This is a genomic window from Haematospirillum sp. H1815, from assembly GCF_012102705.1.
In the GTDB taxonomy this organism is placed as follows: domain Bacteria; phylum Pseudomonadota; class Alphaproteobacteria; order Rhodospirillales; family Rhodospirillaceae; genus Haematospirillum.
Window position 1 is genome coordinate 210,196 of record NZ_JAAVTA010000002.1, and the last position, 13,846, is coordinate 224,041.

14 protein-coding genes and 1 other RNA gene are annotated in these 13,846 nt (G+C 63.1%); 3 read left to right on the forward strand and 12 right to left on the reverse strand.

The annotated features are described in order from the left end of the window. From HEQ60_RS03310 to ssrA, 3 genes are all read right to left on the reverse strand, one after another. The gene (locus HEQ60_RS03310) at window positions 1-1,611 is read right to left on the reverse strand and encodes a fumarate hydratase (protein ID WP_168069656.1); all 1,611 of its coding nucleotides are present in this window, start codon (window positions 1,609-1,611) and stop codon (window positions 1-3) included. Between the two features lie 269 nt (window positions 1,612-1,880). Continuing rightward, the gene (locus HEQ60_RS03315; protein ID WP_168069469.1) at window positions 1,881-2,414 is read right to left on the reverse strand and encodes an SspB family protein; all 534 of its coding nucleotides are present in this window, start codon (window positions 2,412-2,414) and stop codon (window positions 1,881-1,883) included. Window positions 2,415-2,460: 46 nt separating this feature from the next. Then, window positions 2,461-2,788: a transfer-messenger RNA gene (ssrA, locus tag HEQ60_RS03320) on the reverse strand. A gap of 90 nt (window positions 2,789-2,878) precedes the next feature. Here ssrA and HEQ60_RS03325 point away from each other — a divergent pair. Beyond that, entirely contained in the window at window positions 2,879-3,685 is an 807-nt protein-coding gene (locus HEQ60_RS03325) for a thymidylate synthase (protein WP_168069659.1), read from the forward strand. After that, a complete protein-coding gene (locus HEQ60_RS03330) occupies window positions 3,682-4,236 on the forward strand; it encodes a dihydrofolate reductase (RefSeq protein ID WP_168069471.1) in 555 nt (184 codons plus the stop codon). The genes HEQ60_RS03325 and HEQ60_RS03330 overlap by 4 nt, the downstream gene beginning before the upstream one ends. Window positions 4,237-4,251: 15 nt before the next feature. Here the strand turns inward: HEQ60_RS03330 and HEQ60_RS03335 are convergent, their stop codons facing one another. Beyond that, window positions 4,252-5,085, reverse strand: a complete 834-nt coding sequence (locus HEQ60_RS03335) for a 3-keto-5-aminohexanoate cleavage protein (RefSeq protein ID WP_168069473.1) — start codon at window positions 5,083-5,085, stop codon at window positions 4,252-4,254. A 262-nt stretch (window positions 5,086-5,347) separates the two neighbouring features. On the opposite strand from HEQ60_RS03335, the gene HEQ60_RS03340 reads away from it, so the two are divergent. Then, window positions 5,348-6,316: a tRNA dihydrouridine synthase gene (locus HEQ60_RS03340; RefSeq protein ID WP_168069475.1), complete on the forward strand. Its 969-nt coding sequence runs from the start codon at window positions 5,348-5,350 to the stop codon at window positions 6,314-6,316. A gap of 56 nt (window positions 6,317-6,372) precedes the next feature. On the opposite strand, the gene HEQ60_RS03345 is transcribed toward HEQ60_RS03340, so the two are convergent. The 8 genes from HEQ60_RS03345 to HEQ60_RS03380 all read right to left on the reverse strand — a co-directional run bounded on the left by HEQ60_RS03345 (window position 6,373) and on the right by HEQ60_RS03380 (window position 13,830). Then, on the reverse strand, window positions 6,373-6,555 hold the full coding sequence (locus HEQ60_RS03345; RefSeq protein WP_322099282.1) for a hypothetical protein: 183 nt from the start codon (window positions 6,553-6,555) through the stop codon (window positions 6,373-6,375). Between the two features lie 17 nt (window positions 6,556-6,572). Further along, window positions 6,573-7,013, reverse strand: a complete 441-nt coding sequence (locus tag HEQ60_RS03350; protein ID WP_168069479.1) for a cell wall hydrolase — start codon at window positions 7,011-7,013, stop codon at window positions 6,573-6,575. Then, window positions 7,001-7,297, reverse strand: a complete 297-nt coding sequence (locus HEQ60_RS03355; protein ID WP_167804925.1) for a hypothetical protein — start codon at window positions 7,295-7,297, stop codon at window positions 7,001-7,003. The genes HEQ60_RS03350 and HEQ60_RS03355 overlap by 13 nt, the downstream gene beginning before the upstream one ends. A gap of 63 nt (window positions 7,298-7,360) precedes the next feature. Further along, on the reverse strand, window positions 7,361-8,878 hold the full coding sequence (gene terL, locus HEQ60_RS03360; protein WP_168069481.1) for a phage terminase large subunit: 1,518 nt from the start codon (window positions 8,876-8,878) through the stop codon (window positions 7,361-7,363). 31 nt (window positions 8,879-8,909) lie between these two features. Next, entirely contained in the window at window positions 8,910-10,772 is a 1,863-nt protein-coding gene (locus HEQ60_RS03365) for a phage head spike fiber domain-containing protein (protein WP_168069483.1), read from the reverse strand. A gap of 45 nt (window positions 10,773-10,817) precedes the next feature. After that, the gene (locus HEQ60_RS03370) at window positions 10,818-11,288 is read right to left on the reverse strand and encodes a hypothetical protein (RefSeq protein ID WP_168069485.1); all 471 of its coding nucleotides are present in this window, start codon (window positions 11,286-11,288) and stop codon (window positions 10,818-10,820) included. Window positions 11,289-11,332: 44 nt separating this feature from the next. Continuing rightward, a complete protein-coding gene (locus HEQ60_RS03375) occupies window positions 11,333-13,264 on the reverse strand; it encodes a hypothetical protein (RefSeq protein ID WP_168069487.1) in 1,932 nt (643 codons plus the stop codon). Beyond that, the gene (locus tag HEQ60_RS03380; RefSeq protein WP_168069489.1) at window positions 13,261-13,830 is read right to left on the reverse strand and encodes a hypothetical protein; all 570 of its coding nucleotides are present in this window, start codon (window positions 13,828-13,830) and stop codon (window positions 13,261-13,263) included. The genes HEQ60_RS03375 and HEQ60_RS03380 overlap by 4 nt, the downstream gene beginning before the upstream one ends. Window positions 13,831-13,846 lie beyond the last annotated feature (16 nt).

The window sequence follows — 13,846 nt, forward strand, 5'->3', positions numbered from 1 at the left end:
TCAAAGCTGGCGGAAAAAGTCATTGCCCTTGTCATCAACAATGATAAAGGCCGGGAAGTTTTCCACCTCGATCTTCCACACGGCTTCCATGCCCAGCTCGGGATACTCCAGAACCTCTACCTTGCGGATGGACTGCACCGCCAGCTGGGCTGCCGCACCGCCGATCGACCCCAGATAAAAGCCGCCATGCTTCTTGCAGGCTTCCTTGACCGCCGCGCTGCGATTGCCCTTGGCCAGCATGACCATGGAACCGCCGTGCGACTGGAACAGGTCCACATACGCATCCATGCGCCCGGCTGTTGTCGGACCGAACGACCCGGAGGCATACCCGTCCGGCGTCTTGGACGGACCGGCATAATACACCGGATGATTCTTGATGTAGTCCGGCAACCCCTTGCCGGCATCCAGGCGTTCCTTCAGCTTGGCATGGGCAATATCACGCGCCACCACCATGGTTCCGGTCAGGCTGACGCGGGTCTTGATCGGGTAGCGCGACAGGGTGGCGCGGATCTGCTCCATCGGCTGGTTCAGGTTGATCTGCACCACTTCGCCAGACAGCTTGTCCTCGCGCACGTCGGGCATATAACGGGCCGGGTCGGTCTCCAGCGCTTCCAGGAACACACCGTCACGGGTGATCTTGCCCAGCATCTGCCGGTCGGCCGAACACGATACCCCCAGCCCGACCGGGCAACTGGCACCGTGGCGCGGCAAACGGATCACCCGCACGTCATGGCAGAAGTACTTGCCGCCGAACTGGGCCCCGATCCCCAGCGTGCGAGTAATCTCCAGCACCTGCTGCTCCATTTCGATATCCCGGAACGCCTGGCCAAACTTGCCACCCGATGTCGGCAAACCGTCCAGATACCGGGCTGATGCCAGCTTGACTGTTTTCAGGGTCATCTCCGCCGATGTGCCACCTATGACCAGTGCCAGGTGATAGGGCGGACAGGCCGAAGTTCCCAGCTTGACCACGGACTCCGACACAAACTTGCGCAGGCTGTCCGGGTTGAGCAGCGCCTTGGTTTCCTGGAACAGGAATGTCTTGTTCGCCGATCCGCCCCCTTTGGCCATCACCATGAACTTGTAGGCGGCCCCTTCGGTCGCATACAGGTCAATCTGGGCCGGCAGGTTGTTGCCGGTGTTCGACTCCTCGAACATCGACAGCGGTGTCAGCTGTGAATACCGCAAATTCAGGCGGGTATAGGCATCGGCAATACCCTGCGAGATATACAGGGCATCATCAACCCCGGTCCAGATCCGTTGTCCCTTCTTGCCCATGACAATCGCCGTGCCGGTGTCCTGGCACATCGGCAGAACCCCGCCGGCGGCAATATTGGCATTCTTCAGCAACTCCAGCGCAACAAAGCGATCGTTGGGCGATGCCTCGCTGTCGTCAACAATTGCCCGCAACTGCGCCAGATGCCCGGGGCGCAACAGGTGAGAAATATCGCGGATTGCCTCGGCCGAAAGCTGAACCAGGGCCTGTGGATCAACCACCACCATCTCCTGCCCGGCAAAGGACTCGGTCCGGACATAGTCGCCGTCCAGACGACGCCAAGGGGTTGTATCCTCTCCCAAGGGGAAGATTTCGGCAAAAGCGGCATCAATCATGGTGGTTTCCCTGCATAACAAGCAGCCCGGCCCGGCTGGTTGCGGCAGGGCGCGGGCAGAACTCTCCCGTTGGCCGGGTATAGATCGAAACGTCCGGCCCGTCCAGACAAGGACCCGGCGAAAACCGGATCTGGCACCCCCCTGGACCTGCCAGCCCGCCCGGACCCGGCCTCCCTGATACAACAGGACCATCCCCCCGGCATGGCCACACAGAAAACGGGCACCTGCCAGAGGTGCCCGTACACGGTCATAAATGGCAACAACCATGCCTATTTGCGGCGAAAAGCGTCCAGAGCCACAACATTGCTGCCATCCGAAGGGCCGGTGGAGTCATCGCTCGGGGCTTCATCGGTATTCCGGGCAACGGGCTTGCCATCGCCGTATTCCGGATCATCGTACCCGTCGTCGTCCTCGCTCCCGTCATCCTCCATATCCACATCCACATCAAGCCCGCCACGAAACTGCAGGCCAAAACGGGCATAGGGATCGGCAAAGGCGGTCACAGCCGCAAACGGCACCCGCAAATGCTCCGTTTGTCCGGAAAACGACAGGTCAACCGAAAACATCACGTCATCAACTGTCAGGTTCCAGAACTGGTGCTGCAGGACAATGGTCATTTCTTCCGGATAGCGCGCCCGCAAACGGGAAGACATCACAACCCCGTCGGCATCGGTCTGGAACGTAATGTAAAAATGATGCCCGCCGGGCAAACCCTGGTCGCGCGCCCCCCTCAGTACATCGCGCAACACCGTGCGCAACGCCTGCTCAACCAGATCTTCGTAGGAAATGTGGATCTCGCTCAAACTATAAACTCCCGGCACTGCAGATCCGGCCCCGTCAGGTAACCAAAGTGGGGGGCTTCTGTTGCCCGGTGCCCCCCGGACCGCGCTTACCGGCAATTAAGCGGCAGCGGCAAGTTCAACGTTGTCGTTGGCACTTGTAGAGTTCAGCCCGATAACGGCGGATACTATACCGGGCACAGCCTAGGCCTTTACTACGCGCGTCGATCCTGTTTCGTCCCCACAGATCCACCCCGCCCGGCAGGGAGGAGTTATGGTGGAGACGCCGGGTACCGCCCCCGGGTCCGCTACGCCTATTCCGCAAAGGGTTTAGCGCCATAGCCGGGCAAGCCCGGCAAGTACAAGACTATAGGGTCTTGCCCTGTGCATGCAAGCGAAACCGCACAGATATTCTGCCCTTGCGCCACAAAGGCAGAATACGCTTTATAGACCCTGTCATCCGTCGCAACACCGAGGCCACAATTCCCATGCAGCAGTACCATGACCTGATGCGGCTCGTTCTGGAAACTGGCCACCGCAAGGCCGATCGCACCGGAACAGGCACCCTGTCCCTGTTCGGGCACCAGATGCGCTTTGACCTGGAAGACGGTTTCCCCCTTCTCACCACCAAGAAACTGCACCTGAAGTCCATTGCCTACGAGTTGCTGTGGTTCCTGCGCGGGGATACCAACATCGCCTGGCTGAAGGAACACGGCGTTTCCATCTGGGATGAATGGGCCGATGAAAACGGCAACCTCGGCCCGGTCTATGGGGCGCAGTGGCGGTCGTGGCCGGCCCCGACACCAGACAGCCCGGACCGGACCCTGGACCAGATCCGTACCGTGGTGGACAGCCTGCGCACCAACCCGGATTCGCGGCGCCACATTGTTTCGGCCTGGAATCCGGCGCAGGTGGACTCCATGGCCCTTCCCCCGTGCCATTGCCTGTTCCAGTTCCACGTGGCCGAAGGCCGCCTGTCCTGCCAGCTGTACCAGCGCTCTGCCGACATTTTTCTCGGGGTGCCGTTCAATATCGCCTCTTATGCCCTGCTGACCCTGATGATGGCGCAGGTCACCGGCCTCCAGCCCGGGGAGTTTATCCACACCCTGGGGGATGCGCATCTGTACCTCAACCATCTGGACCAAGCCCGTGAACAGCTGACCCGCAAGCCCATGGCCCTGCCTCGGATGACTCTCAACCCGGCCGTAACCGACCTGTTCGCGTTCCGGTACGAAGATTTCACCCTGGAAGGCTACAACGCCCATCCCCACATCAAGGCCCCGGTTGCAGTATGACAAAAACCACTACCCCGGCCACAGCACGCCCCCTGGTCTCGCTGATTGTTGCCGTCGCCCGCAACGGGGTGATCGGCTACAACAACGCCCTGCCGTGGGAACTGCCCGATGACCTGCAGTATTTCCGCCGTATGACCATGGGAAAACCGGTTCTGATGGGGCGCAAGACCTTCCTGTCCCTGGGCCGCCCCCTGCCCGGACGAACCAACATCGTCCTGACCCGCGACCCGTCCTGGAGCGCCGACGGTGTTCTGACCGCAGGCTCGCTGGATCAGGCCATCGACCTTGCCGCCCGTGACCCGCTGGGACAGGAAAGCGGAGAAATCATGATTATCGGCGGGGCAGAGCTCTACGCGCGGACCTTGGATCAGGCCGACCGGATCTACAAAACCGATGTCTATATGGACCCAAAGGGCGATGCCTTCTTTCCCGCGCTGGACCCGGCACTCTGGCATGAAACCAGCTGCCAGGAAGGAGCACCGGCACCCGATGGCACCCGGACCCACACCTTCCGGGTCTTTGAGGCACGGCGACCGGACCAGAACAACTGATTGCCCGCCCCGGCCTCACGCATATTCCGGCAAGCCCAGCATGCGACGGGTTTCAGCCACACTGGCCGGACGGCAACCATAATCCGTGCACCGTGCCACCGCCCGCCGCACCAGCTGGCCATTGCTTTCGGCCAGGGCATGGCGGGTCAGGCGGACATTATCCTCCAGGCCGGTCCGGATATGCCCGCCCAAGGACAGGGCCCAGTCCATCACCAGATCCTGATGCGACCCAAGCCCGGATGCCATCCACGAGGCGTCCGGGAACAGGTCCCGGATTTCCGCCACCATGAAATCCAGCACCTGACGCCGGGCCGGCAGGGCGGCCTGCCCCCCCAGAACAATGTGAAAGTGCGGACGTTCAGGCAAAAGCCCCTGCCCGATCAAAGCGGCTGTGGCATAAAGCATCGACAGGTCAAACAGCTCTAGGGTCGGCTTGATCCCCAGGCGCACCACCGCCTGCCCCAGTTCATGCACCACAGCGGGCGGGTTGAGATAGACGCCGCCGGGCATATTGAAAGATCCCGGGGCCAGCGCCACCATTTCCGGGCGCAAGGGCAGCATCGCCAGCCGCTGGGACGGAGCACCGTCCACGCCGCCGGTCGACAGCTCCACCACCATCCCCGGGCAATAACGGGCCACGCCATCCATGACGAAAGCAAAGCGGTCGGGGTCAAAACTCGGGTTCTCGTCGTCATCGCGCACATGCAGGTGCAGCAGCGTGGCGCCGGACTCAAACGCGTCCTGCGCACTTTCCACCTGCTCGGCCGGGGCAACTGGCACCGCCGGATTATCCGCCTTGCGCGGACGTGACCCGGTAATGGCACAACACACAACAACAGGACGACTCATGAAACCCCATTTCCCCGGATATACCACGCCACAGGCACATACGCGCCTCCCGGCGTCCCCGGTATCGTCATCAGAATCCGGCTGTACCCCTGTCCTGCAGCAAACAGAAGGGTATGCTAAAACGTTTGTTGTCGCCCAAGGGCAACGCCACGTCAAGCCCAACCGGATGCACACAGGCCTTGCGGCGGAACCGGACCATTGACCCGGGCCACGGGTTTCGCTACAGAGCAGCCTCCCTGCTTCCCGGATATGGTTCCCTTGCATGCGCCTGATTCTTGCCCCCATGGAAGGGCTGACCGATCCGCCGGCACGCCGCCTTCTGACCGCGACCGGGGCCTTTGAACGGGCCGTGTGCGAATTTGTCCGGGTCTCCCGCGGCCTGTTGCCACCTCATGTCTGGTACCGCCTGTGCCCGGAGCTGCTGACCGGGGGCAGAACCGAATCCGGCACCCCGGTCTATGTCCAGATCATGGGGCCGGAACCCGCCGTGACCGCCGAAAACGCAGCCTTTGTCGCCAGCCTGGGAGCACCGGGAATTGACCTGAACTTCGGCTGCCCGTCAAAAACCGTCAACCGCCGCGCCGCCGGGGCCAGCCTGCTGCGCACGCCCGACCGCATCGCCGCCATTGTCGCCGCTACCCGGAAGGCCGTTCCGGACCACATCCCGGTCACCGCCAAGGTCCGCCTGGGTTACGAGGACACCAGCCAGCATCTGGAGATCGCCCTAGCCGCCCGCGACGGCGGTGCCAACGAGCTGGTCGTGCACGCCCGGACCAAGGCCGACGGCTATCGCCCGCCGGCCCACTGGCCCCTTCTGGACGGCATCCGCCAGGCCGTGGATATCCCTGTCATTGCCAACGGTGAAATCTGGACCCCGCAAGACTGGCAGGAATGCGCCCGGGCTTCAGGGTGCGAGGCCGCCATGCTGGGGCGCGGTGCCATTGCCCGTCCGGATCTGGCCCTGCGTTTGAAAACCGGGGCCCCGCCATGGCCGTGGGAACGGGTCTGCGCCCTGCTGCTGCACTATGACAGCCTGCTGGCATCACAGGATGGCTGCACACCGGCTATCCGTGGCGGGCGCCTGAAGCAATGGCTGACCTTTATCGCCAGGCACGCCGGCCACGACTGGCACCAGGCCAAACCCCTGTTCGAGCGTATCCGACCGGAACGGGATATCACCACCATCCGGGCCATGCTGGAAGACCGGGAGCCGGCGCAATCCACCCCCTGAAACGCAAAAAGAACCCCCCGCTTCCCGAAATATCAGGAAGCGGGGGGCAAAAGACTTCAACCCGGACCGTGGTGACGGTCAGGCCGGGCCGGGCCAACATTCAGCGCCAGAAGATCCACCAGACGCCGCAGGGCACCAACCCGGCGGTCATCGTCCAGACCCGGTGTCAGCGCCGCCACGGCCGAGGCCAACGTCACCACCGAGCTGACCAGGTGCCACAGGCCACCAAGATTTTCCACGATCCAGTCCAAAACCCTTACTCCACGATTGTATAAAAAATATGCTCGCCAATTTCCGCCGACGGAATGCGGGACCACGCCCAGCGCGGGTGCACCGAACGGGCGTGATAACAGGTGGCGCCGCCGGTCGGATCCTCCAGAACACCGGCCACCGCCCGCCGTGCAATGCGCACACAGACAGCCAGGCACGGATCACCGGGCACAACGACCATGGCATCCGGACATCCCCCCGACAGGCTGGACCAACAGGAGAACTGGTCCGGCTTCAGACAGACATCCGGGATGGTCCGCCCCCACCACACCGCCCGCCCGGCGCGGGCATGACGGACCCGGTTCACCACCACCGCCGCCACCGCTTCCTTTCCACGCACACTTTCCCCCCTGGCTTCCCCCCACAGGGTACGGGCCAGAATATCGACCGGCTTACCGGAAGCCGGTGACAGCGTTACCCGCTCCACGGTGCCGCCCCCCGCCCCAAGGACCGGACCTGAACCGCATCCAGCTTCAGCTCGATACGCTCCAGATGCGCCCGCAGGCGGTTTTCCACATCCTTCAGGGTCGCCATGGACACATGGGTGCGGGCAACCTCCAGCTTGTAGTCGGCCAAGGCCTCCCGCACGGCCCCGGTTCGCGTTTCCGTGTCCTGACGTGTCCGCCACAACAACCAGAGCAGCCCACCCAGCGCCGGCAGCTCCACCGCTGTTACCCACCACATCAGATCCACCGTCCAGGGTATGGACATGCTTCTTTCTCCTCGGGAAAATAGGTTGGTCAGAACGCACGGAGCCCTGTGCGCCCATACTCTTCAGACAGAAAAATCGGTGCAGGCCGTCCATGCAGCCCCCCCGCGCTGCCAGACCGGAGACGGATCGGCAGGGCCAGGCACACCATGGCGACGCAACCGGACTGGCTCAGCCAGCAGACACGCGGCCACGGCATCCAGGCCATCGTCGTGACCACGCCCATCGGGCCGCCAGTCCCGCAGCTCGGTGATGAAGGGGGTCTGCAACACACTGCGATGCGCTTTCAGGCGACCGGCGGCCAGCGGCGCATCCAGTGCCTCCAGGATACGTTCTGCCTTTGAACGGTGGCTGGTGTATTCCAGAACCGCCACCGGCAGATTGTCGTCGGCCAGAACCTTGCGCAGCAGGGACGGCAGGAACCGCCCCAGCCCGTTGATCTCCACCCGGATCGCCGGCAGGTGCAGGTCACGCACAAACGCTGCCACATGACGGCACTGCCAGGTTGCCACATCATCCCGGCTCCCCGCCGGTGCTGCCGGCAGCCAGCAGATACGGTGCAGCCAGTACGTGCCATCCCCGTCGCAGAACAAGGCCGCCACCACACTGCCGTCCCGCCGGCCATCAGACCCGGCACCAAAGGCCGGATCCCAGCAACAGGCCACCGAAACCATCCGCACCCCGCCAATCGTCAGCAGGCTCTCTCCGTTGCCCTGGATCAGGCGCAGATCGCCGTCGTAAACACGCAGCAGGTCCGGATCCAGACGGCCGTCCTCGCTGTTGACCGGCAACAGCTGCATCTGGCTGGCAAATTTTCTGGGGCCTGTCCGCTGGCGCAACGCCTCGATCGCAGCAGAGGGGAAACGCTCCGGCCAAGCCGGCACACCGTCCGCATCCACCAGCGGAATCTCAAGACGCTCAAAACCGTCCAGGAACGGCCCGGCGTCCGGATCCTCCGGCGAGGCCGTTGCCGCATACACACTGTCCGCTGCATGCGGGGTACCGATGTAAAGCTGCATGCCCCCCGGCACGATCACATAGTCCAGCTCGCGCAGGCGGGCCCGCAAATCCGACCGCCGGACCGCCGATGTGCAGGTGTTGGGCACCTCCACATCGTCACACACCACCAGATCAGCCCGGGCCCCGGTAATATTGGCCCCGATCCCGCGGGCCAGCATTGATGGGTCACGCCACTCCGCCTGGCGGGCCACGGTAAATTCATCCGCCGCCCATTGGTCACGCGATGACGGCAGCAACCCCGGTGTCATCACGTGACGCTCGATAATCCGTTTGACATTGCGGGCCATCTTGCGGGCCAACCCGTGCTCGGCCGCCACCACCAGAATGCGGGTTTCCGGAACCCGGTACAGGACCCAGGCGCAAAACAGGCCAACCAGGGTGGATTTGCCGGAATTACGAAAGGACATCAAAAGGGCGTTGCGCTGCACCGGGCTGGACCAGCGTTGCTCCAGCCACCCGGCCATACGGTGATGGTGTGCCGGCGTCCCCAGATTCATCGCCGTGTTCCAGGCCACGACAAAGGCGGGAAAGCTTTCGCCCCCGCCAGCAGGATACTCTTGCATTTCACACTCCCGGAAAAAAGAACCGGGGCCGTCAGGATCGGGTCATCACCATCAGGTGGTCATCGCTCAGGCGCTCGGGAAACAAGGCAAAACGGCGCACCCAGCCATACAGGAACCGCGTTGGCCCGTTCCGCAGCTGACACCCCAGCGCCAGCGCGGTGCATGTCCAGGGCTTGCCAACCCGGGACATCTGGAACACAACCCCGTCCTGCACGGCCACAATGCCCCGGTCACTCCAGCCCAGCGCGAAACGCAGCGGCACCCCCTCACGGACCGGAATGCCGCTTTTGCTTTTCCCGCCAAAACCCGAGGCAATACTGCCCAAATTGACCGATATGCCTTCCTCATACGTATCAACCGATGCTTCCACGACCTTTCCGGGCTCCGCACTGGAAAACAAGACTTGGGGATCAGGGTGCTCCGGCCCCGGAACCACCTCGATGTACAAACTCCCCACAGCCTCATCAAGGCGGATCCCGATGTCGTCAACCTTCAGGACATCCGCCTCACGGAAAGCCCCTTGCGGGCCGTCAACAATTGCCGAGGTCGCAACCCGCCCGGTTTCGCACTGCATCCAGTCCACGACAACAGCATCATAGGCCTGTGCAATCCGGATCCCTGGCTGTATCGGACCGGCCTCCGCCACACAGTGCACGCGGGTCATCCCGGTGGCGGCCAGCCGGTCGGTAATATCCACCCACGTTGTCCCGCCATCACAGGTCAGCGAAATGGCCCCCGTTCCCTTCACCCGCCCGATCCACAGACTGAACACACACGGCCCACTGGCTTCCAGACGGCTGGTCAGCAGTATCCCATCCGCCGCCGATGCCTCCAGCACCCGGGCCGTAGCCGGTGCCGTACCGTCAAAGATCTTGATACGGGTTGCCGTGCACTGCGACAAAAGGTTTGCCGTGTCCATACCCAACAGGTTTTTTGCCGGCCCTTCGACATGCCAGCCCAGATAGGTCTGCCCGTCAGGACTGAAATCATCACGCACGGCATCAGCCGCCGCAGACACAACACGTCCGGTCCGGTCAACCCGGGTTGCCGAATAGGCCTGCTGCACCTTCAGCAGATAGGGCACCCGGTCGGGCACCGCCCGCATATACACCGACGGCACCAAAGGCCCGAACCGCTCCGATGCCGACAGCTGGCTGCCCTGAACCGAAGCCGAGGCCACACTGCCGTACAGACGGTCATGCAAACGCTGCAACACCCGCTGCGCCCAGACCGACTCATCCGACAGCCAGGAGGCCTGCCCCCCGACCAGATCAGCGGTCTTCCAGCTGTCCTCGTCCTTTGACGCACCACCGGGCGTCAACGCCCCCGTACTGCCGGTCGTCGCAGATGCCACCTTTGGCAGGACCGTGTCCGGCGGCGAACCAGCCCGCAGCTCCTCCACAGCCCGCACCAGACGGGCAAAACTGTCCGGCCCATTGACCAGGCGCCGCCCGTCCTCCGACCACCCGATAATCTGCCCCGGCTGCGGGACAGGCAGAACCGGACGCACCGGAGCCTCCACATCAACCGGCAGCACAACCGACCGGTCTATCTGTTCTTCCAGCTGCTGCATCAGCACCAGATGATGCTCCAGCTCCATACGCAGCGCCTGGCCTGATACCTGACCACGGGCCATGATCTCGGCCTTGCGGGCAATCAGCAAATGACGCTTCAGGACAATGACACTGCCCTGGGCCGGCGGCGTGACAAAGGAAATACTGCCCCCGTTTTCCCGCCCCAGGCCGGTGACATAATACCCCTCGTGGCACACCTCTCCATCGACCCACACCTGCAGGTCATCCGGCGTAAAAATCCGGAAATGAAACGGATAGGTCCCGGTTATGCCGTCCCCCGTGTAACGATGAAACCGTCTTTCATATCTTTGTGCTTTCACGGATGCCTGCCCCCACAAAATACCGAATTCCACAACAAAACCACCTCAGGCGGGGTCTTCACCGCCCTGCGGAGAAAATGAAATATGCGGCCTGAGCAACGCCCTTTCCTCCCGCTGCCTCTTTGCTGTTTCCTGCACAATGCGGGACTGGATAGCCGCCCGTCCGTCAATGCGTTCAATGGCACGATTGGCGTCTTCGGACAGGCTGTCGGTCAGGGCCTGAAACGATGCAGACTCCATCCCGCCGGGCGACAGGGCCGCACGGGCCCGACGCGTTGCCAGCTCGCGGTCCAACTTGCGCTGCTGGCGCAGTACATCATCCTGCTGACGCAGTGCAATCATCTCCCGGCGTGCAGTCTCCTCTGGATCAGGGACAACAAAATCCGGTTCGGGCCGCGAAACCACGGGCACCGTACGCGGTGCCTCGCTGTCCCGCGCCCTGCGGCGCGGCGCATCCCCGAATGAAGACCCGCCCCGGGCACGGATAAAAGGTTCTATGGTCTGGAAACCGGCCACGGCTTTCTCCTCGCTGCAATCAGGCTCATAAAAAAACCGGCTTCTCAGCCGGCAGAACGAAGATCGGTCAGAACCGAAAGAATGGTGCAGGGCGCGGGCGTGTCCTGCTCGATACGCCACAAGGGCCGTGGATGCCCGGTGCGCCAGCCCAGCGCCCGCACCGCAACCTCGCACACCGCCTTGTCGTCCTCTGCATCCCCGTGAAAGGACAACGGCACGGCCGCGCAGAAATCAACCGGAACCGGGCCGGAACCGGTATCCACAACCAGATGCCCGGTCCCCAGAACCCGGAACGAAGCCCGGATCAGGCGGATGCTGCGCCCGTATACCCCTCCGCCTGCCCCTGCAACAGCGGGCGGTAACGGCTCCACAACATGGGCAAACGGCAGTCCGACATCGGGCGACCGCAGGGGATGCGACAAATGAACCCACCCCCGACGCACGGTCGCTGGCACAAAGCCCTGATCCGCACCCGCCACATACACCTGCTTGTTGTCCAGCGCCACCAGCCCGCCCAGCGATGCGACGGCACCGCGGGTTTCCCTTTTCTGGGCACAGTCGGTAAAGGCGGTCTCGTCCAGACACTCCAGACACACCACCGCCCCACGACGGACCAGAAGACAGGTCAACCCGCCACAGACCCGCACCGACAAAATGTCCCCGTCGGTTTCCTGGACACTCCAGGCGGTGATCTGCTCGCGGCGATAGTTGGTGACGGTTGCCATGGTCCCGGCACCCATCACCATATGCAGCAGACGCCAGCGCGGGTCATAGTCCATGTCCACCGGGTCCTCCACCCGGTGCGAAGCCATCAGCGACAGATCCTGGGCCTGATAGGCCTGCTCGCTGTCGGAAAACAGGAAGGCCCGCAGCTCCCGCCCGCCGGCAGCCACAAAGACCGTGGCCCCGTCCACATCACAGGGCGGAATGGACCGGGATGCCAGGCTGCCGATCCCGGTCTGCCGACGAACCAGGATACTGGCCGGACTCAGGGGTTCCCCCAGCACCATCCACTCTGCCCCGGTGGTAAACACCTGCAGGTGGCGGCCCGGAAACACATGGCGGATGGCGTTGACCTGATCCGAGAGGATCGGCATGTGCAACGCATCGTCATCCAGCCCCTGGCCGGGGTCAAAGTTGAAAAAATCCCCCACCCGCGACAGCCACAAGTGATGCGGCAAATCCCGCGCCCCCCCGATCACCAGACGGTTCTGGTGAAACGTCACCGAAACCGGCCACCCCCGTGCTTCGGAAAAGACCGCTTCCACCCAGTCGGTGCTGTATGCTGCCGAAGACAGGGTTCCCTCGATCCGCGCCTTCATTTTTTGCGCCGTTACCAAGGACAGTAACTTCACCGGCACCCCGTGCAAACGGATCCACCCGCCAACATGCGCCGGGGTAAAGAACGGCTTGTCGGCATGCAGGTGCACCTCTCCCGTCACACCACCATCCGTGCGCAAGGCAACATCAAGCGGTGCGAACCGGGCAAACGGCACCTTGGGAACGCCCCCCGGCCCGGTTTCAAAAACCCACGGCGTCACCGACCAAGAATCCTCTGCATGGCAGACAATCTTGTGCGGCGGCACCAGCGGATGAACCACCAGCAGGGTATCGCTGCTCTGGCTCCAGTTGATCGCGGCCAGATGCTCCAGCGTCCACGGGGTTTCCAGCTCCTGGATATACTGGACCTCCTGCCCCGATGGCAGCGGCCTGAACACCGTCATCTTCCGGTCGGTCAACACCAGCATAAAGACCAGCGCCGTGTTGAACTCGAAAGACAGAAGACGACCCGGACCCGGCACAACAGCCAGCCACCGCAAACCGGGTCGACGGGTTATGCCCCCGGTCGGACGCACCAAGACATTGCGCAGACACGCCGCGCCATTGTCCCACAAACGCAGGTCCACCCGCCCCAGCAGATCGGGGGCCAGCTCTCCGGCGGTGAAATTGGACTTGATATGACCATGCCCGCTCATCGCCTCACATCCAGAAGAATGCTGCTGCCCACACGCTTTGGCGTATCCTCGCTGGAATCAACCGCCCGCGCCCGCCGGAACTCCTGCTCGGCCGCCTGCCACAGGTGATCCGCCCGCCCCGCACTTTCGGTCAGGGGCAAACAGAACGCCGCCGCCAGACGCAAGACCAGGGCATTGACAAAAAAAGCCGGGAACACACTCTCCGGAACGGCGGCAATGTAATGCAGGACAACCGGCGAAGCGTCACACTCCACCTGACGCCCCACAATGCGGTACGCCACCCCCCGGTCCTGCCCGATGCGCCCGACCGACAAAACCCGCAGACACGCCACCGGCAAAGGTGCCGTAAAGGCATACCCCGAACATGATACAGACGGCATGACCGGCACCACTTCAGTGGTCAGGGCAAAATTCCACGGATGCACCGACAGAAAGGCATCGCGGACCATGTCATAGAAATGGCGCGCCACCTCGGCCACCGGAGTTGGATCTTCCAGAGACGAAACCGGCAAGGCGCCGATCATCAACAGTGCGCGGTTACAGATGTCAATCCTGTCCAGGGCCATGCCTGCTTCCTTTCAC

Coding starts and splice junctions, on each gene's coding strand:
- HEQ60_RS03335 (WP_168069473.1), bottom strand. CDS start 5,085: ATGAGTCGTCCTGTTGTTGTGTGTTGTGCCATTACCGGGTCACGTCCG.
- HEQ60_RS03325 (WP_168069659.1), top strand. CDS start 2,879: ATGCAGCAGTACCATGACCTGATGCGGCTCGTTCTGGAAACTGGCCAC.
- HEQ60_RS03355 (WP_167804925.1), bottom strand. CDS start 7,297: ATGTCCATACCCTGGACGGTGGATCTGATGTGGTGGGTAACAGCGGTG.
- HEQ60_RS03340 (WP_168069475.1), top strand. CDS start 5,348: ATGCGCCTGATTCTTGCCCCCATGGAAGGGCTGACCGATCCGCCGGCA.
- HEQ60_RS03380 (WP_168069489.1), bottom strand. CDS start 13,830: ATGGCCCTGGACAGGATTGACATCTGTAACCGCGCACTGTTGATGATC.
- HEQ60_RS03310 (WP_168069656.1), bottom strand. CDS start 1,611: ATGATTGATGCCGCTTTTGCCGAAATCTTCCCCTTGGGAGAGGATACA.
- HEQ60_RS03375 (WP_168069487.1), bottom strand. CDS start 13,264: ATGAGCGGGCATGGTCATATCAAGTCCAATTTCACCGCCGGAGAGCTG.
- HEQ60_RS03330 (WP_168069471.1), top strand. CDS start 3,682: ATGACAAAAACCACTACCCCGGCCACAGCACGCCCCCTGGTCTCGCTG.
- terL (WP_168069481.1), bottom strand. CDS start 8,878: ATGCAAGAGTATCCTGCTGGCGGGGGCGAAAGCTTTCCCGCCTTTGTC.